This window comes from Terrabacter sp. BE26, from assembly GCF_041941675.1.
GTDB lineage: Bacteria > Actinomycetota > Actinomycetes > Actinomycetales > Dermatophilaceae > Terrabacter.
In genome coordinates, this window is record NZ_CP090122.1 from 2,493,996 (window position 1) to 2,514,335 (window position 20,340).

Below are 20,340 nucleotides of genomic sequence, written 5' to 3' on the forward strand. Positions count from 1 at the left end.
CCGCCACGTCGCCGCCCGGCCTGCAGGGCTCGACGAGTGTAGGGGGAGCATGAGTCCCGTGACGCCCCCGACATTGTTGGCGGACGTGCCGTTATGAGCAAGAGGCCGATGTGGGGCGGGCTCGGGGCTACGCCCGGGTCATCACCCAGCGGGACGGCGCCCTGTAGGAACAGAGTGCCATAAGCAGATACCCTGTCGCCGTTTCTGGCTTTGGACAACGCAGGCGTCTCCTGGGCGCTCACGTCCCGACCAGCAGGCCCTCGCTTCATCGAGTCGGGACCATCCGCCCCGAGACGAACCGCGAGTGCGCCGCGGTGAACACCAGCCATGGCAACAACACGCTGATGCCGTCCAGAGCGGGATCTTCCTCGGCGGGAACCGCGGGCGAAGGGAACAGAGCGCTCACCGCAACGGTCACCAGTCACTTTCTTTCATCGTGTCTGTCCCATCGCGCACACCGCCGGAGATACCGCGGTACTTGTTGTTTCCGTAATGACGTCGCGCCGATACTCCGTCGTCGTCGGCTCATCATCCATCGCGCCGTTGGTGTTGAGGTCGTCCATGTGCTCGCCTACCTCTGCTTTCTCATTGCGCTGCCCCTCGCCCGGCGGATGGACTCCCGAAGTAGCCTCGAGACTCACTGTGCTGGTCACCGCCCCGCTGAGCCCCATCTAGTCGCGGCCGTCTTCGGGCGCCGACGCCGCGATGTCTGGGCGAGTTCTTGCGTGATCGCCCTACACGCTGGATGCGCAAGCTCGCAGCTTGCGCTGGTAATCGAGATGGCCGTTGTCTGTGAGCCCACATTCAGCGCGGTCAAACTGAGCAAGGCCTCAGCCGAGCAGCGCAGGGATCGCGAGGATGACGGGGCCTGGTGATTCTGCGCTTCAGGAGCAGCCGGCGGGCTGCGAAGGGGAGGGCTGCGGCGACCAGCCAGAGCACGGTTGACGCTCTCCGTGTAGAAGACGGCGACGATCGTGGTGGCGATGAGGTCCCCGACGCCTGTGAAGGTCAGCAGGGTGACCGGAGTGCGCTCGGCAAGTGGGGCCGATGACGGCGAGCATCGACAGGCACGGACCTTGACTTCGAGCTTCGGCGCGCGGGCATTTGGGACTAATGCGGCAACGGCCTGAAACAGCGTCTTCAGGTCCTAGATTCGAGTCACTGGTCGGGGGGACCGGTTGAAATCAATGGTGCGTGGGGGGCGTCGTGGACAAGCAAACTGGATGGTTCTACGTCGGAGACGGGTGGCTGCGCTATCGGGACTCCGGCGGTTGGACAGACCACTTCCTGCAGGCCGAGCTGGTGCGCGGCTTCGACTGGCCGCCCGCAGCGCCCGCGCCAGTTCCCGAGAGTCCGCCATCGGATCAGGGCGCGACGGATCAGGACGGCGAGCCGAACACAATCGGCGGACGGCCGGCGCAGCCGCGCCCACTACGTGCCCGGGTCCTGCTGCGACTGGGTCGTCGGCAGATAGGGCGGCATCGCCTCCGCGCTTGACCTCGGTTGTGCGACCCTTCGCGGGCCCGGGCTCAACGCAGATGCCCAGAGGACGACGAGCGGCACCGCGACCCAGGGTGAGCCAACGACGTCCAGAGGCCATGGCCATGCCCCGGCCAAGGCGTGCAGAGGTGTGATCGTCCACGAGAGGGTATAGATGCCTGCGAGGGCGGTGCGGGTGGCCGCCGTCCATGCCAGGCCAGCGAGCAGCACGACCGCCGGGATCAGAAGGACGAGGTCGTAGGCCATGACGTGCGGCGACGCGACGACGGTCGTCGTCAGGGTGATGACCCATCCGGTCGCGCTCGAGGGGCGCGCTCCCCGCATGGCCCGCAGCCCAGGGATGACCAGGACGAGTCCGGCAGCCGTGGCCAGGGACTGCCACGTCGATCCCCATGACGAAGGCGCGACGGCCGTGAGCCATGCCGACGCACTCACGGACTTCCACGCCTGATCAAGCTGGACTGCCTGGACGTAGTGCGGGGACGTCGGCAGTCGCAGCCACTGCCCGACCCCGTCCACCCCGACCATCAGCAGTGACGCCGTCAGCAGGAGCAGGACGGTGCCGAGGAAGCCTGCCACGGCTCGGAACCTCCGCTGCACGAGCAGCAGGAGCGGGATGAGGAACACCAGCTGAGGCTTCATGCATCCGAGGGCCAACAGTGCCCCGCCGGTGAGCAGATGGCCCGCTTCGACGAGCCGCATGCCGGCCACGACCGCCAACAGGACGACGGCGGTGTCCTGCCCGCCGCCCACCAGCTCGACGACCGGGTAGGACGAGCAGACGATGACGACGAAGAGCCGCCAGCGCGAGGCCAGCACCGGCGGCGCCCACGGCCGCAGGAGCTTCAGGGCGAGCAGTAGGGACGCCAACGAGCTCACGGTCCAGACCGCGCAGCTGAGGGCATACGGCAGGGTCGCCAGGGGGGCGAAGAGCCCGGCCACGAAGGGCGGCGAGACGAACCAGGACAGTCCACTCGTGCCGAGCTCCCCGTGCTGCAGGGACGCTTGGACCGCGGGATCATAGAGCTGGTCGAGGTGACCCGTGAGGAGCAGCCGCCCGGCGGTCCATCGCGCCGAGTAGTCCGGCCACAGTCCCTGCGTGGTTCCCACGATCAGCGAAACGAAGAGAGCGAGTCCAGCCCCGCACAACAGGATCCAGGGATAGACTCTGAGCCGCTCGCGGGTCAGGAGTGGATCCACGACAGCGGCAAGTCGGGACACCGCACTACTCGACGAGTCGGACCGGATTGGCCGCCAAGGCCGCCGACCACGACGTCGTGTCGGAGGGCTGGTTGCCCAACCCGTAGTAGTACTGGAGTTTGAACCAGCACGCATTGGGGTCGGAGTCGACGCACGAGTAGGTGGGTGGGATCGGGACCGAGACCACTTGCCACTTGCCGTTGAACGTGCTGTTGGCGGTGAATTTGCAGTTGGGCACGGACGTGATGGGGCCGGAGCCGGTGCAACCGGTAAGGGGGCCTCCAGAGGGACTCAGGATGCTCACGGTTCCCGATCCGGTGGAGTCGCCGATGTCAAAGAGCTTGACGTTCAGCACCTGGCCCGCAGCCGCGCTCGGCACGCGCGCGAGGAAGAACGTCGTCGTGGCGCTCGGCAGGTTGGCGTAGATGGCCATCTTGGAGAAACCGGCGATCGAGATCGCGTCCTTCGCCGTGGTGTCCGAGGTGGAGTACACGCGTAGGCCGAATCGATTGTGCCCAGAGGCGGCGTCAGTACCCAGACCGTTCGTCTTCACCTGGATCATGTACTGGCCCGCGGGCGCGCTCGCGATGGGTGAGTCGCAAAGGGGCGTCCACTTACGGAAAACGTTGTACGTCCCTAGCGGCATGGTTGAGATTGCAGTTGCGTTGTTGGGCAGGTTGTAACCCGCGAAGACCTTGTTGCATCCGGTTCGGGCTGTATACGAAGCGGGGTCCCAAAAGGTGGTCGATGAGCCGGCCTCGCGCACTGTGAACTGAGTGGACACCTCGCCCGTCCCGCCAAAGCGGACGTCTCCGGTGCAGAAGGGACTGGCGGCTCCCTTGGCGTACCTCGGGTCAGCTATCCCGTTCCTGTCCTTGCCGGTCAAGGACTTGTCACTCGTTGGGTTGGTTCCGTCCCCACACAGGTCACCGACTGCGACGAGTGCGGGGTCGAACGCCTCGAACTGGAGGTTGGAAACGGCGCGCGTCAGCGTGACGACGTAGTAGTAGCCGTTGGGATCGTAATCGGTGTTCAAACTCCCCGTGCATCCGTCGATGCCGCTCCCGCATGAGTTGTTCTGGTAGGCGTCCCCCGAGAGCTTCGACGCCGACCAGCTGCCGACGTTCGCCCAGAACTGCCCGGCGTTGCTGCAGTTGGTGCTGCGGCGGTTGTCGGTTCCGTTATCGGGGTCGTTGCCGAACTCGTTGCAGGGACTGCCCATCGGCAGAGGACCGACGTAGTCGGCCATTGCCGACCTGGTGATCGTCGTCTTGGGGATACCAAAGAGCGGCCCGAAGAAGTTGTCGACCGTGCGCGTCACCGTGACGCGAAGCCGCGAGGGCTGGTTGCCAATGCTCGTGGCCACCGACGTCGACGCCACGCCATTGGCGAAGCCGTTCTGCTTGGCGAGCAGTTGGGCGGCGGTGAAGGCGGCGCTCTGGTTGCCGGGCAGGTTGGGCACTCCACCCAGAGCGGCGGCGTCGGCGGCCTTCTGGGCCTGACTCGCGACGACGTACCAGTAACCCACGTCGACCGTGAGGGCGCACATGCACAGCAGGACCGAGCTCATCAGCGCCACCATGATGGCGACGTAACCCTGGTCGTCACGCCGCAGGCGTCGGACCTTGGTGATCAGGCACCGGCTCATCGGCAGCCACTGGTGACCGGCACCGGCTCCAGCGTCATGACGACGTGCTCGCGCAGCGTCATCGACTTGAAGAACAGGTTGCTCACGGCCTTGTGATCCACCTCAAGGTAGACCCCGATCGTGTCGTGGTTGGGGTCACCCGGGCAGGCATTCTGCGTGAGGGCTGCCCAGGTGTCCGAGACGGGAGTGAACTTGCCGGCACCGGCGTCCCACCTGAACGTGATGCACGTGGTGCAGGTCGTGAAGGCGCTGCCGCCCCCGAGGGGGTAACCCTGGGCATCGGACTTGTAGACCCACATCTTGGTGACGTCCGCCATGTTGAGCGCCGTGCTTCCCTTGGCCACAGCCGCGGCGGTATCCGCAGCGAATGACCCGACTCGCGGCTCGGCCGACGCCGTGCGTGCCCCGGCGCGTACGGCAGCCGACATGGTCAGCTTGTCCTTGAAGACCAAGCCGTACTCCACGATGCCGAGGGCCAGCGTGAGGATCAGGGGCATGACGAACGCCGCCTCGACGGCCACCACCCCACGGTCACGTCCCGCGCGACTCCATGCTCGAACGCCCCCGCCCATGCCTCAACCCTCGCTTTGATCGATTCCCGAGGCCGACAGTAGGGCACACATAAGGGGCATACATCGATATCGGCGCAATCTGCCTGCGGTCCCGAACGTGCCGCCCCGCCCGACGTGGGGGCGGGTCCCTGGTCATGCGGCCTCTGCGGCAAGCGGTAGCAGGATGATGGTCATGAGCGCACTTGCGACCATGACCGGCCCGTAGGCGAACTCGCCTCGGCGGTCGCTGCGTCCGGAGACCAGGAGAACGGCGGCGACGAAGCCCCCGAGGACGAATGTCCCGAGTGTGGCGACAGTGGCGTGCCGCCAACTGAGCCAGCCCAGCAGCAGGCCGAGCAACCCGGACAGCTTCACGTCACCGAAGCCCATGCCGCCATTGGGAGCCGCGAGGAGCAGGACGAAGAAGAGCCCGAACATCCCCGCGCCCGCGAGGGAGGCTCGCAGCAGTGCATCCAGGTCGCCAGTAAGTATCGAGCAGCACGCAAGAAGGACCAGAAGGACTGGATAGCCGGGAAGCTGGATGGCGTCCGGCAAGCGATGTACGTCCAGGTCGATGGCGGCCAGCGCGATCAACACCCACGAGCAGGCCAGGTAGGTGATCGGCACCAAGGCAGGGGAGCCGGGGCTGGTGGCCAGCCAGATCGAGGTGGACACAACTGCGCTTACAGGAACGACCCACCCGACGTGGCGCGGTGGGAGGGAACGCTCCTCTTGGTGACGGTAGGCGTGTGAGTGCAGGCCCCGAACCATGAGGAGGCCGGCAGTCGCCCCTGCCAAGGTGACGAGTACGAGCGGAAGGGGGCCTGCACTTGCCACGACAGCTCCTTCATCGGCGTGTCCGCGCACGGCTGCGGCGCACTCGCAAGGATTCCGCTACTTTGACCCAATTTTCGCGGTTATCGGGACACGAGTGAGTTTGATTCCTAATGTTCCCCTCGTCGGGCACACATCGGGTGGGCCCTGTCGGGAGGAATCTCATGACCAAGCTCGCTGCCAAGCTCCAGACGCGATTCAACGTCGCCAAGGATGCCCAGTCCGAGAAGGGCGCCACCGCCGTCGAGTACGGCCTCATGGTGGCCCTGATCGCCGTCGCCATCATCGCCGCCGTGACGACCCTCGGTACCAAGATCAGCGGAATGTTCACCAACGTCTCCTCCAAGGTCCCGTGACAAGGACAAGGACAAAGACAAGGACGAGGACGCACTAATGACCAACTTCGTAGCCAAGTGCCAGACCCGCTTTAATGTCGCCAGGGACGCCCGGTCCGAGAAGGGCGCCACCGCCGTCGAGTACGGCCTCATGGTGGCCCTGATCGCCGTCGCGATCATCGCCGCCGTGACGGCGCTCGGTACCAAGATCAGCGGCCTGTTCACCAACGTGGCGACCAACCTTCCGTGATCCTCTGGTGCAGCGGCGGCTGAGGTGGTCTCAGTCGCCGCTCACCATGCTGCGGGCAAAAGGGTGGCGCCGATGCTCATCGAGCGAGCCAGTATGCGCCCAGCGAGTCCAGGACGCGGTGATGGGACCCTCATATCTCCCCCTCGTATATCCCCTGCACGGGGCTACCGCTCGTGCGCCAGTCGGAACGAATGACTGACTCGACCTAGGACGTAACCGATGAACCGTCGCCTCCTCGCCGCGCTCCTGGCCCTGCTCCTCGCTGCGGCAGGCGGGGGCCTCGTCCTCGTCTACGCCAAGAACGCCGACCAGCGCGCGCTGGCGGGCGCCCAGCTCGCCGGCGTCTGGGTCGCCCAGAAGCTCGTCCCCGCCGGCACCACCTTGAAGGCCGCCGAGGAGCAGGGCCTGCTCACGCACACGAAGGTGTCCGCAGAGGCGGTTCCGGCGGGTGCGCTCGAGGAGATCAACGCCGGCAACCGGGAGCTGCTCGCGCTTTCAGACGTCCAGCCGGGGGAGTACGTCCTCGCCGCGCGCTTCGGCACAACACCCCCCGCGGAGAAGGCCATCGAGGTGCCCGCGGGCAAGCTCGCCGTCTCCGTGCAGCTGAGCGACCCGGCCCGAGTGGGCACCTTCGTCACCCCGGGCTCACACATCGCCATTTACACGTCGTACAAGATCAAGGCCCTCGGCGACGATGCGCGGTCGAAGAAGATCAACGACAACGACATCAAGGGGACGAGTGTGCTGCTCGACGACGTGCTCGTCATCGGCGTCGGCACCTCGGCTCTGGCGGCACCGGCCAAGACGGACGGCGCAGCGGCGCCGGCTGCCAACTCAACTGGCGTCCTCGTCACGGTGGCCGTGCCTCCTGGAGATGCGGCGAAGCTCATCCACGGCGTGGCGAACTACACGTTGTATGCGGCCCTACGTGGCTCGGGCGTCAAGATCGACCCGAACCAGCAGGCGAACGACCTCAACCTCTTCCCCGGGACTCTGCCATGACCATTCTCTGGGACCCTGACCCATCGGCGGCCGACAAGTACCGCTACGCGGTTGGCCAGGACGTGGTTGCGATGTCCTCCGGCCCGCAGGTGGCCCGCGCGATCGAGGACAACGCGGCGCACACTTTGGTGGTCGTCGGACCTGACGTCGACCTGGACGCAGCCTGCGAGCTGGCAGACGCGCAGCGGTTGGACCACCCCCACGTCGGGGTCGTCCTGCTCCGGCACCGACTCGAGGTGGCGGTCCTGGCCAACGCTCTGCGCAGTGGGATCCGCGAGGTCGTTCAGGCCGACGACAGCCCGGCCCTCGCCGAGGCGGTGCGCCGCAGCCGCGCACTGACAGCACAGCTGCACGGCCACCAGGCAGGGGGCACGTCCCGTGAGGCCAAGGTCGTCACCGTCTTCTCGGCGAAAGGGGGGGTCGGCAAGACCACCCTCGCGACGAACGTCGCTGCCTATCTGGCAGGGATGCACTCCCGGACGCTGCTCATCGATCTTGACCTGATGTTCGGGGACGTGGCCATCAGCCTCCAGCTGTTGCCGAGCAGCTCCATCCGTGACCTGGTGGCCATGAGCGGCCACCTCGACCGCGAGGGTCTGGCCTCGGTCGTGACGACTCACGAGGCGAGCGGTCTCCACGTACTCGCCGCGCCCGACGACCCGGCGGAGGCCGAGAGGATCCCTGCCGCCTTGGTAGCCGAGATCCTGCGAGTTGCCAGGGCGGAGTACGACTACGTCGTCGTCGATACGCCGCCCTCGTTCACCGAGCACGTCCTCACTGCCTTCGACTCGAGCGATCTGACCCTGCTGATCGCGACCCTGGACATCCCAGCCATCAAGAACCTCAAGGTCGCCATCAACACCCTTGACACCCTCGGCACGGCACCGGAGGCACGGTGCATCGTCCTCAACAGGTCGGATGCCAAGGTGGGGCTCACAGCTGATGACGTCGAGTCAGCCCTGGGCGCCTCGATCGCCGTGAGCATCCCGAACAGCGTCTCCGTGCCCGCCGCGACGAACCGGGGCGTGGCGATCATCCTGTCGGAGCCGAGGTCCACCGTCTCGCTGGCGATGCGGCACCTGGCTGACACGGAGATCCGCATCCGCTTTGGCGAGCAGCTCCGCAACGGCATCAAGCGCAACTTTGGTCTGCTGAGGAGCAAGAGATGAGCAATCTCGCTGAACGCCTCGACCGAGCCCGCCACGTCGCGACGCCGCCGCCAGGCGTCGGCGAAGCGCGCAGCGCCGAGCTTCGCAGCCGCCCCGTCGATCCCTTCGCCGAGGTCAAGGAGCGGGTGCACCAGACGCTCGTCGACTCGCTGGGCCCGCGGCTCTACGACCCCCACCTCTCCGAGCACGAGCTGGCATCGCAGGTGCGCACCACGCTGCAGGAGGTCATCGACTCGGAGCAGACCCCACTGTCGCTGTCGGACCGATCGCGGATCGCCCAGGAAGTGTCCGACGACATCCTCGGGCACGGGCCCCTTGAGCCCTATCTGCGCGACCCCGAGGTCAGCGAGATCATGGTCAACGGCCCGGGGAGCATCTACATCGAGCGCGGCGGAAGGCTGTATCCCGTCGAGACCGCCTTCGCCAGCGACGCCCACCTACGCCGCACCATCGACAAGATCGTCGCCCGCATCGGTCGGCGAGTAGACGAGTCCAGTCCGATGGTGGACGCGCGACTGCCTGATGGTTCCCGCGTCAACGCCGTCGTCCCCCCGATCGCGCTCGACGGCTCGCTGCTCACCATCCGCAAGTTCTCCGCCGACCCCTTCACGGACGTCGACCTCATCAGCTTCGGCACCCTGACCACCAGCGCGAGGGACTTCCTGTCCGCGTGCGTTCGGGGCCGGCGCAACGTCGTGATCTCGGGGGGCACCGGCTCGGGCAAGACGACGACCCTCAACGTGCTCAGCTCGTTCATCCCGGCTGACGAGCGGATCGTCACCATCGAGGACGCAGCCGAGCTTCAGCTGCGCCAGGACCACGTCCTTCGGTTGGAGGCTCGCCCCGCGAACATCGAGGGGAGCGGCGCGGTGCCGATCCGTGAGCTGGTTCGCAACTGTCTACGCATGCGGCCCGACCGCATCATCGTCGGTGAGATCCGAGACGGCGCCGCGCTGGACATGCTCCAGGCAATGAACACCGGTCACGACGGCTCCATCACCACCCTGCACGCCAACTCGCCGCGCGACAGTCTGTCGCGGCTGGAGACTATGGTGCTCATGGCGGGTGTCGACCTGCCGGTGCGGGCCATCCGCGAGCAGGTCTCAGGAGCCGTCGACCTCATCGTGCAGCAGTCGCGCCTCAAGGACGGGTCGCGCCGGGTGGTCGCCATCACCGAGGTGTTGGGGATGGAGGCAGATGTCGTGACACTGCAGGACATCTTCGTCTTCGACTACTCGGCCGGTCGGGACGAGAACGGCAGGTTCCTCGGTGGGCTGGTGCCCACCGGAATTCGCCCGAAGTTCACCGACGACCTGTCAGACCATGGCGTAGACCTTCCCATCACCCTCTTCGCCCGGCAGGGATTCTGATGCCCGCCGCCCCTGCCCCGTCCCCGTTGATCTGGCTCGCGGCCGTCCTCGTCGCCCTCTCCGTCGTCACCCTCTCGATCGCCCTCGCCCCCACCCTGCAGACCCGGCGCGAGCGACGCATCGCCTCGATCAGCGACTACGTGCCCGGGGGCCGAGTGGCGGTCGACCAGAAGGCCAAGTCCGAGCTCACGCCGCTCTCGGAGCAGTTGATCGGTTTCGGCGAGCGGCAGATGCAGGGAAGGGCTTCGACGAAGAGCACGATGGCGCTGATGGCCCGCGCCGACCTGCCCTTCCGCGCTGGTGAGTGGTTCGTCCTGCGCGGAATCGCCGCCGTGGTCGTGGCGGCCCTCGTGCTCTTCCTGTTCCGCGGCTCCGAGCCGGTCCTGCTGCTGCTCGGAGGCGGAGTCGGCGCAGTGGTCGGGCTCGTCTTGCCGATGCTGGTGCTACGCCTCCTTGCCGGCCGGCGGGCCGCGGCATTCGAAGCGGTGCTGCCGGACGTGCTGACGCTCGTGTCGACCAGCCTGCGCAGCGGGTTCGGGCTGGCGCAGGCGCTGGATGCCGTGGCTCGTGACGCTGCGGAGCCCGCGGCAAAGGAGTTCTCCCGGGCCCTGGCGGAGGCGCGAATCGGCACGGACATCTCGGATGCCCTGGAGCACATGGCTGCTCGCATGAACAGCACTTCCATGCGTTGGGCCGTCATGGCGATCCGAATCCAGCGAGAGGTCGGCGGCAACCTGGCCGACACATTGCACACGACGGCAACGACGCTGAAAGAGCGTGAGTCCCTGGGCCGACAGGTACGGGCGCTTTCCGCGGAGGGTCGCCTCTCGGCATACATCCTGGTGGCGCTCCCGATCGGCATCTTCATCTACATGCTTTACGGCAACTACGCCTACATCAGTCTGCTCTGGCAGGAGCCTCTGGGTATCGCCATGTTGGTCGGCGGCGTCGTCATGATGGGGCTCGGGATGCTCTGGATGAACAAAATCGTGAAGATCGAGGTCTGACGTGCTGCTGTATGTCGGAGCCGCCCTGGTCGCGGTCGGTGTCGCGGCCGCAGCCGGTGCGCTCCTCCTGGGATCGGGGGGGCCGACAGGAGTCGCCAAGTCACTGGCACTCATCGAGAGCCCCGTCGGCGACCGCAGCGCGGTGCGTGCGGAGTTGAGCACCAAGGAGCGGCTGGTCACCCCGGTCATGGGCCGCATGCAGGTTCTGGCCGCGAGGCTCTCGCCCTCGGGGACCCACGAACGGCTCGCACGGATGCTCGACCGGGCAGGGAACCCGGCCCCGTGGACGCCGGAGCGAGTTCTCGGGACCAAGGGAAGCGCTCTGGTGCTCGGGGTGCTGCTCGGTGTCGTCTACGCTGGGTTCTCCCTCTCCGGCGTGGGCATCGCGTTGATGGTGGGGACGGCATTGTTCTTCCTCCCTGACCTGCTCGTGCACAACCTCGCCCTGAAGCGACAGGAGCAGACAGCCAAGGGACTGGCCGAAGCGCTCGACATGCTCAGCGTGTGCGTGCAGGCGGGGCAGGGATTCGACGCCGCGTTGATGCAGGTGGCACGCAACGTCGAGGGGCCCATCTCGGGCGAGTTCGCGCGCGTGCTCTCCGAGATTCAGATCGGAAAGTCACGCGGTGACGCATTCACCGGCATGGGGGAGCGCGTCGTGCTCCCGGAGGTGAAGAACTTCACGAGCGCCCTGACGCAGGCTGACCGACTCGGTCTGCCGATCGGGACCGTGCTACGCGAGCAGACCGCGACGATGCGCCTCGTGCGCAGGCAGAAGGCAGAGGAGAAAGCGCAGCAGGTGACGGTGAAGATCATGGTTCCGTTGCTGTTGTGCCTTTTCCCGGCGCTTTTCGTCGTCATCATCGGGCCTGGCGCCTTGAGGATGATGTCGGCCTTCACGGGCATGTAGCTCGACAGTCTCTCGTCGGCCACCCTGCGCGCGGCGAAGGACCGCTGACCACTGCCCCGCCGTATCTCGGAGCTCGTGCCCGGCACTCCCGATGTCGTATGGCGGAAGGACGGGCACAAGCCATCGGGCTGGCTCCCTTTCGATGAGTACTTGGCCCTACACATCGAAGATCCCACCGATGGCCCTCACGTCTTCAGGACACGTCGGGCCTCAAACCCCCCGATACCAGGGGACGCGCAAACCCGGACGTCGGTGAACTCCATGAGAGGCATTCGGTGGATCTGGGATACGCGTCTTCCTCGCCTCGACAGGGTCCCTAGCGCCGCTGCCTAACTGCGCGCTGGCCGCTTTCGGAGCCCCTATGTGGGGGCTTCCACCCGTCGCTGACACCGGCGGTGGGCTGTTCCCGCTGGCATGCTGTTGTGTACTCCGGTCCTGTGGCTAGGATCCCTCACTCTCCTAGCCGCCATCCCACGGTTGCGTCGCAGCCAAGGACAGCCGACGTTGCCTCACCTGGATGAGTCCGTCCCACGAAGCCCAATCGGACAGCTCGAGTGATCTTGGGGGTGAATCGCGCTTCTGCGATGTGAATTCCAACGGTTGTCTCGGCCGGCATCCGATCGGCGGAGGTCCCGGACCGGCCCCTGGGACCTCGGTCTGAGTGTCGCAGGTTACTCGTGCCGGGATGCAGCCGCTCATCACCATGGCGCAAAGGGGACATAGGAATCGGAAATGGCATGGGCCGCCGGCTGAGCCGTCAGTCGCGCCGATGCTTGTCGCGGGGCTTTCTCTGGAACCCGGTCGACGACGGTCCGTCCGCTTGCGTCAGCTCGATGAGCTGTCCGGAGATGCGGGTGGAGCGCAGCTTCTCCCACGCGCCGGGCGGCAGCGTCGCCGGCAGCTCGACGATCGAGTGGTCGGCGCGGATGTCGATGTGGCCGAAGTCCTGACGGCCGAGGCCGCCTTCGTTGGCCAGGGCGCCTACGATCTGCCGCGGCTCCACCCGCTGGCGCCGTCCCACCGCGATGCGGTACTTCGCCATCGGCCCGGAGGCCGCACGCCGCGGTCCCCGCTCACCCCGATCCCCTCGACCACGTGAGTCTCGGTCATCGCGACGCTCCCGCGGCCCCCGGTCGTCGAACGTCCTTGCCGGCCGGACCGGCTCGGGCTCGAGCAGCATCGGCTCGTCGCCCTGGGCGACCACGGCCAGCGCGGCCGCCACGTCCGCCTCGGGCACGTTGAACTCGCTGACGTAGTGCCCGATGACGTCGCGGAAGGCGTCGATCCGGCTGGTCGCCGACAGGGCCTGCGTGATCGCGTCGTCGAAGCGGGTCAGGCGGCTGGCGTTGATGTCCTCCACGCTCGGCATCGTCATCGGCACGAGCGACTGTCGGGTCGCCTTCTCGATCGCCTTGAGCAGGTGGCGCTCGCGCGGCGTGACGAACGAGATCGCGTCGCCGCTGCGGCCGGCTCGCCCGGTACGACCGATGCGGTGGACGTACGACTCCGTGTCGGTCGGGATGTCGTAGTTGACCACGTGGCTGATCCGCTCGACGTCGAGCCCGCGCGCCGCGACGTCGGTCGCGACGAGGATGTCGAGCTTGCCGGACTTCAGCTGGTCGACGGTGCGCTCGCGCTGGTTCTGGGCGATGTCGCCGTTGATCGCCATCGCCGAGAAGCCCCGCGCCCGCAGCTTCTCCGCCAGCGTCTCGGTCTCGTTCTTGGTCCGGACGAAGACGATCATGCCCTCGAAGTTCTCGACCTCGAGGATGCGGGTCAGGGCGTCGACTTTCTGCGGATACGACACGGTGAGGTAGCGCTGCGTGATGTTCGGCGCCGTCGACGTCTTCGACTTGACGGTGATCTCGACCGGGTCGTGGAGGTACTTCTTCGAGATGCGCCGGATCTGCGAGGGCATCGTCGCGGAGAAGAGCGCGACGTGCTTGTCGTCCGGGGTGTCGGCCAGGATCGTCTCGACGTCGTCGGCGAAGCCCATCTTGAGCATCTCATCGGCCTCGTCGAGCACGAGGAAGCGCAGCTCGCTGAGGTCGAGCGTCCCCTTCTCGAGGTGGTCCATGATGCGGCCGGGGGTGCCGACGACGATGTGGACGCCGCGGCGCAGCGCGCTCAGCTGCACGCCGTAGGCCTGCCCGCCGTAGACCGGCAGCACGTGCACGCCCTTGAGGTGCGCGGCATACCGCTCGAAGGCCTCGCACACCTGCAGTGCCAGCTCGCGCGTCGGGGCGAGGATCAGCGCCTGCGGCGTCTTCTGCTTGAGGTCGAGCCTGCTGAGGATCGGCAGGGCGAACGCGGCCGTCTTGCCGGTGCCGGTCTGCGCGAGCCCGACGACGTGGCGGCCCTCGAGCAGCGCCGGGATCGTCGCCGCCTGGATCGGCGACGGGTGCTCGTAGCCGACGTCGCGCAGCGCCTTGAGCACCTTCTCGTCGAGCCCCAGGTCGGCGAAGCTCACCTCCGGGGACTGCCCGTCTGAGCTGGGGGACTCGGTAACGGGTGCTTCGTCGTCGCGGGTCTGGGGCTCGGGGCTGTGCTGGCTCACACCCTGACGGTAGTGCGTCCGCGGCGGTGCGCGACACCGTCGTGCGGTGCCGCGGCCCCGCGGGCAGCGAGAACCCCCCCACACGGCATACGCCATCGGGAGACGACGACGGGGGCCGCCCGAGGTGGGCGGCCCCCGTCGGGAGTGCGCGCGGTCAGGCGGTGGCGCTGACCGGCTCGTCGACCTTGGCGGCCAGCGCGTCGAGCAGGGCGAGCAGTTCGGCGCGGCGCTCGTCGGTGACGTCGAGGTCACCGGCGGGGGAGACGTCCTGCGTGAAGACCAGGCCGGTGGAGCCGACGACGTCGGCCTTGACGTGGCCGAGCACCTTGGTGAGGTCGGCCGTGGCGTCGGTCGCGCCGGTCCATCCGTAGCCGACGAGGGCGATGGGCTTGGCGTCCCACTCGGCGAAGAGGTAGTCGATCGAGTTCTTGATCGGGGCCGGGAAGCTGCGGTTGTACTGCGGCGTCACCACGACGATCGCGTCGGACTCGAAGACCTTCGAGGCCCAGTCCAAGGTGTGCGGCTTCGCGTAGTTGCCGTTGCGCGGCATGTCCTCCTCGTCGAAGAACGGCAGCGAGGACAGGTCGAGCAGCTGGACCTCCCACTCGTCGGCGGGGGCCTGCGAGGCCACCCACTCGGCGACCTTGGGGCCGATGCGGCCGGGACGGGTGCTGGAGACGACGATCCGAAGTTGCTTCACATTTCAACTAACTATCACGCTCCCGAAGGCATTCCCAAAACGAGCGTATGCCGTGTGCACCGTGCCCGCGAAACGCGCGGCTCGCACGAGGCGGCGTCTGCCGTTCCCGGGCCGACGGCGCGCGGCGCTGGACCGGCATCGTCCGGATGCGAGGGGGACCGCGCCATTTCGCATCGTTGCGACACGCATGTCAGGGTGTTGGGCGTTCGTGCCTCCCCCTCTGCGCGAACGTCGACTGAAGGATCAGCATGCAAAACACCCGAAACCAGACATCCCGTTCCCCTCATGGGCGTCGCAAGCGCCTGCTCCCGCTGGCCGCTGCGGCCGTGTCGGCGGGCGCGCTCCTCATCGCGGGCTCCGCCACCACCTCGGCCACTGCCAGCACGTCCGTGCATCCGCCGCTTCCGTCGTCGAACACGGTGATCTTCGGTGCCTTCACCCAGCTCCCCGGCAAGACCCTGCAGACCAGCGTGACCGCCCGGGAGTCCCAGCTGAAGCGGAAGTATGCCGTGAACTCCCACTACTACGACTGGGCAGACTCGTTCCCCGGCGTCGCGGAGAAGGCGGACGCCGCGCAGGGCCGCACGGTGATGGACACCTGGTGGGGGATCGACCCACGAAAGATCGTCAACGGATCGCAGGACGCGCTCATCAGGGCCCGTGCCAAGGCCGTGGCTGCCTTCGGCAGACCGATGTTCCTGCGCTGGGGCGCCGAGATGAACGGCGACTGGTATGCGTGGTCCGGCACGGCTGTCGGGAACAAGCCGTCGGTGTTCGTCGCCGCCTGGCGGCACATCCACGACGTCTTCGCCCGTGCGGGTGTCCGCAATGTGGCGTGGGTGTGGGCTCCCAACGCCGACTCGCACCCGGGCGGGACCAGCACGACGTCGTGGAACTCCTGGCGCAACTACTACCCCGGCGACGCCTATGTCGACTGGGTCGGTATCGACGGCTACAACTGGGGCTCGAAGGACTCCTGGCAGACCTTCGGACAGGTCTTCGGCCCGGTCTACGCGGACTACGCCGGACGAAAGCCCATCATGATCGCCGAGACCGGGTCGCTCGAGCCCGGCGGCAACAAGGCCGCCTGGCTGTCCGACGCCAGCAGGTGGATCAAGGCTCACCGCGGGATCAAGGCCTTCGTGTACTTCGACACCAACCGGTCGTCCTCGAAGCTGGACTGGCGTGCGGACTCCTCGCCCAGCGCGCTGAACGCGTACATCTCCATGGCGCGCGACCCGTACTTCTCCGGACGTCCCCGCTGAGGGTGCTCGGGTCAGCGGCCCCGGACGGCAGTGACCCGGATGGCAGTGACCTGGATGACAGCGTCCGGATGCAGGGTTGGGGTGGGCGCACCGGCTAGGTGCGCCCACCCTTGCGCTGGTCTGCAGCAGCCACGCTCCAGACCATGGGCGCCAGGACCAGTGCTTCCACGGCCATCGCGCCCACGAACCACGAGGCAACCCCGACCAGCCCGCCCACGTGGGCGCCCCAGGACACGGCCGCCAGCTCGAGGACGGCCCACACGATCATCACCACCGCGGCCCGAGGGATGCGCCGCCGCACGCGCGCCGCGGCCACGTAGTGGGTCTTGACCATCATCGGCACGTACGCCAGCACCAACACCTGCAGGGGCACCGTGGCCTCACGGGCGTAGCTGCGTCCGAACAGGGCAAGGATGAGGGGAGCCCCTACCGCGAGTCCCACGCTGCCGCAGAGCCCTACAGCCAGTGACACGCGCAGGGTCAACCGTGTCTTCCGTGCCAGGGCGGCCCGATCCGCGGAAGCGACGGCGAACAATGCCGTCGAGAGGTGGGTGGGCAGGATGAACAGGAAGCCGACCACCGTCCACGCGGCGTAGAAGGCGCCGCCGGCCGACGCCGAGACGGTGGCGGTGACGACGGCCGGGATGAGCAGCCGGGGCGCCTGCACGCCGAGGTTGAGCCAGTTGTGGGCCAGTGTCGTCCTGCCGAGGCCGCGCAGCAGCGACCACTGGGGTCGAGGTGCGATGGGCATGCCTCGCAGGCGCATCACCACTCCCAGCAGCACCATGGACAGGGCGGTCCCCCCGACCCAGGAGGCGAGGATCCCGAGCCCCTGCTCGTCGTGCACGGCGAGCGCGAGCGCCACCAGGAGTCCGATCTTCACGATCGCGAAGATGGTGTTCCGCCACAGCTGGAGCGCGCTGAGGTGCAGTCCCAACGTGGCCTGGTCGAAGACCAGGATCGCCCCTGTCAGGGCGACCCCGAGCACGAAGAGTCCCGCTCCTCCCGGTTGGCTGACCAGCATCCCCAGCGCGTCGCTGAGCCGCGAGGCCGTCAGCACGTAGATGAGGGCCAGCACCGCGGAGACGCCCGCGCTGGCCAGCAGCCCGGCCGCGACGAGTCGCGCACGGCCCACCGACCGGAGCGGAAGCTCTGCGATGAGCACCGTGCCCAGGCCGGCCATGCCGATGGTCCCGAGCAGCATCATCACCGAGATGGCGGCCGAGCCGAGACCCACGGCCCGCTGGCTGTAGAGACGCGCAGCAGCGGCCCAGTAGACGAATCCGAGGCCCGAGGTCACCACGGTCGTGGCGAGCAGCGAGCCCGCACGGCCGAGGACGTCAGTGTGCTGTCGCCAGTCACGAGCGCGGCCGGAGTCTGTGGGCGGGCCGGTGCCGCCCGAGGGTAGGAGCTCCGCTGCTTCCGGTGGCCTACCTCGCTCCTCCGAGGCTCCTGCTTCGTTCACTTCGTCCTGCTGGGAACGCTCAGGGCCACGGACCGGTACGGCGGGCCGCTCGTTCCGGCCCGGTAGACGGTGACCACCAGTCGCTGGCCTGGCCGGGTGGACACCGAACGCTGCCACCTCGCCCCATCGGCCAGGGGCACCGTCCACACGCGGGAGGGGACCCCGTCGGCCTGGACGACGACCCTGTAGTGCTGCGTACCGCCCTCGTGGTTGCCGAGGTCTATCTGCGCGGTTCCCGGGGCGCCCCGTTGGCTCAGCGACAGCTGCGTGAACGGCGGCTGCACCTGCGCACGTGCGCTGTGGACGGCGATCCCCACGGCCGTCACGCCGATCACGGCAGCCAGGCCGAATGCCACGCCCTGCTTTCGGGAGACCCGCGGTCGGGGGGTCTGGCCCCGGGAAGGGACCTGGGGCGTCTCCGTGGTCCGGGCGCGGAGGGTGGCCGCGAGCGCGGCGCCGACCAGGGTGGTCCCGGCCATCAGGGCCAGCCAGCTCGAGCGGTCCAGCCGCACCCCGCTCACGTGGAGGACGATCCCGCCGAGCGCTGTGATCGCCAGCGACAGCGCCACGGAGAGCGCGGCACGCATCATGGGTTTCAGGCTGGAGCCGAAGAGGACATCGGTCCACACGTATCCGGGGGCGCCCAGCACCAAGGGGGTCCCGAGCACGGACGAGACCGCGACGGGGGCGCCCGACAGGATCGCTGCGACGGCGGCGATGGCCAGCGTGGCGGCAGCGAGGAGGTCGAATGCCCTACTGCGCATTGAGCAGCTCGTTCAGGTCGTAGACGACGATGTCCCCGCTGTCGAACGGCCGATCGACACCCGCCAGCCGGGCGTACTTGTCGAGACTGCTCAGGGGAATGGGCTTGGTGCGCTGCCCGGCGTCCGGATCCACCGCGAAGTAGCTCCCGCTGACGGGCAGCGACTGCGCGAGTCGCCGGTCGACGAACAGGTAGCGCACCGATGCCGACGCTGCATATGCGCGTTGGTCAGGTCCGAAGACGGGCGAGTAGTACAGCGTGGAGGCGTCCCGAACGGGGTCCTGCCTCCCGTAGGCGCCCAGTAGAGCGCCGTTCGAGAAGTCGACACCGAACCTGTTGCCGGGCCCCAGGGCGGACCGGGCCCAGTCGGCAGCGGCGATCCCCTGCGGGCTGACCGAACGCTCGAACCCTCCCACCTGGTAGGCGCCCGGGAGCCTCTCCCAGTACGGGGGCCACGCACTCGCGATGCTGCCCGCGAACATCGTGGCCGCCAGTCCGACCGCCATGACGTCACGCGCACGCCTGGCGCCAGCCCCGGGGCTGGGCTTCCGGATGAGGTGGACCACACCGACGGCGACGACCCAGGCCACCGGGATGAAAACGAACGTGAACGCTCGCCCGGCGCGCTCGGCACCGTCGTCGGAGATCAGCCGCAGGACCAGCACGGGGTAGAAGGACAACGACGCGACCAGGAAGGTCGTCGCGCCGGTGTCGGGGCGTCCTCGGCGCCACAGGAGGCTCGCGCCGTATGCCAGCAGCACCGCCAGGGCCCCGATGAAGATCAGGATCAGCATCTGGTTCGCCAGCGGACCGCCTGGAAGAGAGGACCCGGCGCTCACCCCCGTCAGGGCGAAGTGCCCGGTCAGGCCCTCGACGGTCGGGGCCAGGTAGTCGAGGGTCGTGGGTGCCGCGAAGTGGATCCAGGCCACGGCCGCCGCCACCGTGAGTCCGCAGGCGAGAGCGGGCACGTGGATCGTCGCCCAGCGGGACCGCACGGCGGTGACCACGGTGAACAGCGCGAGCAGGGCGGCCAGCACATAGCTGGTGACGTGGTGGGCGACTGTCGCCGTGAGCACCGACAGCACGAGTGTGACCCACCAGCCGGTCTTGTGCTGCGTCTCGGACGACTCTCGCGGCTCCGTGAGCACCAGCACTGCATAGGTCGCGAGGGCCAGGAAGGGCAGAGCCAGTGCCTGGTAGATGAACATCGAGTCGAAGGACCCGAAGTGCGGACTCATGGCGTAGACCAGGGCGCCGATGCCCGCGACGCGTGTCGAGCGTGAGAGCCTGTGGAAGACGGCATACAGCAAGGCCACCAGCAGGAGGTGGGCCACGCCGACCACGACCGTGCCCGAGACGAAGACCGACAACCCCGTGATCGACGACAGCGCGGCGGTGACGTTCTCAAGCCCCGGGTAACCGGGGCTGATCGGCAGCGCGTAGTTGACCGTGAAGAGCCGGCCGGTCCGCAGGATGTCCTCGGTGCTGCGCCAGTGCTCCAGCTCGTCCGGGAACGTCCACATCAACGGGCTGTAGCAGAACTTGACGGCGTACTCGGCGAGGACCAGGAGGCCGACCAGGCCCACGGACTCCGTGGACGACGGTGGGCGGCGTGACACCAGGCGCGCGGCGATGGGCGTCACGATCAGCAGCTGGCCCGCCCAGTAGACGGCCTCGGCCCACGGCCCCTCGTGTCCGGCCCGTCCGGCCCAGAAGGCCAGGTTGACGGCCAGCAGGCCGAGTGCACAGGTCAGCGAGACGGTGCTCAACGACTCCCACGGACGTGCGGCCTCGTCCTTCGACGCGGCCCCGGA

18 protein-coding genes are annotated in these 20,340 nt (G+C 67.9%); 8 read left to right on the forward strand and 10 right to left on the reverse strand.

Translation table 11 applies throughout. The annotated features are described in order from the left end of the window. Nucleotides 1-431: 431 nt before the first annotated feature. The 5 genes from LQK93_RS11550 to LQK93_RS11570 form a co-directional block, all read right to left on the reverse strand. Nucleotides 432-563 carry a hypothetical protein gene (locus tag LQK93_RS11550; protein WP_374967930.1) on the reverse strand — a complete coding sequence of 44 codons (132 nt, stop codon included), beginning with the start codon at nucleotides 561-563 and terminating at the stop codon, nucleotides 432-434. A gap of 868 nt (nucleotides 564-1,431) precedes the next feature. Continuing rightward, nucleotides 1,432-2,610 carry a glycosyltransferase family 87 protein gene (locus LQK93_RS11555; protein ID WP_374967931.1) on the reverse strand — a complete coding sequence of 393 codons (1,179 nt, stop codon included), beginning with the start codon at nucleotides 2,608-2,610 and terminating at the stop codon, nucleotides 1,432-1,434. A gap of 115 nt (nucleotides 2,611-2,725) precedes the next feature. Next, nucleotides 2,726-4,348: a pilus assembly protein TadG-related protein gene (locus LQK93_RS11560; RefSeq protein WP_374967932.1), complete on the reverse strand. Its 1,623-nt coding sequence runs from the start codon at nucleotides 4,346-4,348 to the stop codon at nucleotides 2,726-2,728. Continuing rightward, entirely contained in the window at nucleotides 4,345-4,869 is a 525-nt protein-coding gene (locus LQK93_RS11565; protein ID WP_374967933.1) for a TadE family protein, read from the reverse strand. The genes LQK93_RS11560 and LQK93_RS11565 overlap by 4 nt, the downstream gene beginning before the upstream one ends. Nucleotides 4,870-5,052: 183 nt before the next feature. Then, the gene (locus LQK93_RS11570) at nucleotides 5,053-5,526 is read right to left on the reverse strand and encodes a prepilin peptidase (RefSeq protein ID WP_374967934.1); all 474 of its coding nucleotides are present in this window, start codon (nucleotides 5,524-5,526) and stop codon (nucleotides 5,053-5,055) included. Between the two features lie 371 nt (nucleotides 5,527-5,897). Between LQK93_RS11570 and LQK93_RS11575 the strand changes: the two genes are divergently transcribed. The 7 genes from LQK93_RS11575 (at nucleotide 5,898) to LQK93_RS11605 (ending at nucleotide 11,776) form a co-directional block, all read left to right on the forward strand. After that, the gene (locus tag LQK93_RS11575) at nucleotides 5,898-6,089 is read left to right on the forward strand and encodes a Flp family type IVb pilin (RefSeq protein ID WP_374967935.1); all 192 of its coding nucleotides are present in this window, start codon (nucleotides 5,898-5,900) and stop codon (nucleotides 6,087-6,089) included. A 37-nt stretch (nucleotides 6,090-6,126) separates the two neighbouring features. Then, the gene (locus LQK93_RS11580; RefSeq protein WP_374967936.1) at nucleotides 6,127-6,318 is read left to right on the forward strand and encodes a Flp family type IVb pilin; all 192 of its coding nucleotides are present in this window, start codon (nucleotides 6,127-6,129) and stop codon (nucleotides 6,316-6,318) included. Between the two features lie 219 nt (nucleotides 6,319-6,537). Further along, nucleotides 6,538-7,320, forward strand: coding sequence for a Flp pilus assembly protein CpaB (locus LQK93_RS11585; RefSeq protein WP_374967937.1), 783 nt, complete (start codon nucleotides 6,538-6,540; stop codon nucleotides 7,318-7,320). Next, nucleotides 7,317-8,489 carry a CpaE family protein gene (locus LQK93_RS11590; RefSeq protein ID WP_374967938.1) on the forward strand — a complete coding sequence of 391 codons (1,173 nt, stop codon included), beginning with the start codon at nucleotides 7,317-7,319 and terminating at the stop codon, nucleotides 8,487-8,489. Before LQK93_RS11585 ends, LQK93_RS11590 begins: the two co-directional genes overlap by 4 nt. Next, nucleotides 8,486-9,859, forward strand: coding sequence for a CpaF family protein (locus LQK93_RS11595; RefSeq protein ID WP_374967939.1), 1,374 nt, complete (start codon nucleotides 8,486-8,488; stop codon nucleotides 9,857-9,859). The genes LQK93_RS11590 and LQK93_RS11595 overlap by 4 nt, the downstream gene beginning before the upstream one ends. Before the next feature lie 155 nt (nucleotides 9,860-10,014). Next, nucleotides 10,015-10,866: a type II secretion system F family protein gene (locus LQK93_RS11600; protein ID WP_374967940.1), complete on the forward strand. Its 852-nt coding sequence runs from the start codon at nucleotides 10,015-10,017 to the stop codon at nucleotides 10,864-10,866. 154 nt (nucleotides 10,867-11,020) lie between these two features. Continuing rightward, nucleotides 11,021-11,776 (forward strand): type II secretion system F family protein, encoded by a 756-nt coding sequence (locus LQK93_RS11605; RefSeq protein ID WP_374967941.1) that lies wholly within the window; start codon nucleotides 11,021-11,023, stop codon nucleotides 11,774-11,776. Between the two features lie 757 nt (nucleotides 11,777-12,533). Here LQK93_RS11605 and LQK93_RS11610 read toward each other — a convergent pair. Both LQK93_RS11610 and LQK93_RS11615 read right to left on the reverse strand, forming a co-directional pair. Continuing rightward, nucleotides 12,534-14,333, reverse strand: a complete 1,800-nt coding sequence (locus LQK93_RS11610) for a DEAD/DEAH box helicase (RefSeq protein ID WP_374967942.1) — start codon at nucleotides 14,331-14,333, stop codon at nucleotides 12,534-12,536. Nucleotides 14,334-14,487: 154 nt separating this feature from the next. Beyond that, on the reverse strand, nucleotides 14,488-15,033 hold the full coding sequence (locus tag LQK93_RS11615; protein ID WP_374967943.1) for an NADPH-dependent FMN reductase: 546 nt from the start codon (nucleotides 15,031-15,033) through the stop codon (nucleotides 14,488-14,490). 248 nt (nucleotides 15,034-15,281) lie between these two features. Here LQK93_RS11615 and LQK93_RS11620 point away from each other — a divergent pair, with 248 nt between their 5' ends. Beyond that, a complete protein-coding gene (locus LQK93_RS11620; protein WP_374967944.1) occupies nucleotides 15,282-16,298 on the forward strand; it encodes a glycoside hydrolase family 26 protein in 1,017 nt (338 codons plus the stop codon). 94 nt (nucleotides 16,299-16,392) lie between these two features. On the opposite strand, the gene LQK93_RS11625 is transcribed toward LQK93_RS11620, so the two are convergent. The 3 genes from LQK93_RS11625 to LQK93_RS11635 form a co-directional block, all read right to left on the reverse strand. After that, nucleotides 16,393-17,598, reverse strand: a complete 1,206-nt coding sequence (locus tag LQK93_RS11625) for a lipopolysaccharide biosynthesis protein (RefSeq protein ID WP_374967945.1) — start codon at nucleotides 17,596-17,598, stop codon at nucleotides 16,393-16,395. Between the two features lie 161 nt (nucleotides 17,599-17,759). Further along, nucleotides 17,760-18,527, reverse strand: coding sequence for a DUF1616 domain-containing protein (locus tag LQK93_RS11630; protein WP_374967946.1), 768 nt, complete (start codon nucleotides 18,525-18,527; stop codon nucleotides 17,760-17,762). After that, the gene (locus tag LQK93_RS11635; RefSeq protein WP_374967947.1) at nucleotides 18,517-20,295 is read right to left on the reverse strand and encodes a hypothetical protein; all 1,779 of its coding nucleotides are present in this window, start codon (nucleotides 20,293-20,295) and stop codon (nucleotides 18,517-18,519) included. Before LQK93_RS11635 ends, LQK93_RS11630 begins: the two co-directional genes overlap by 11 nt. Nucleotides 20,296-20,340: the final 45 nt, after the last annotated feature.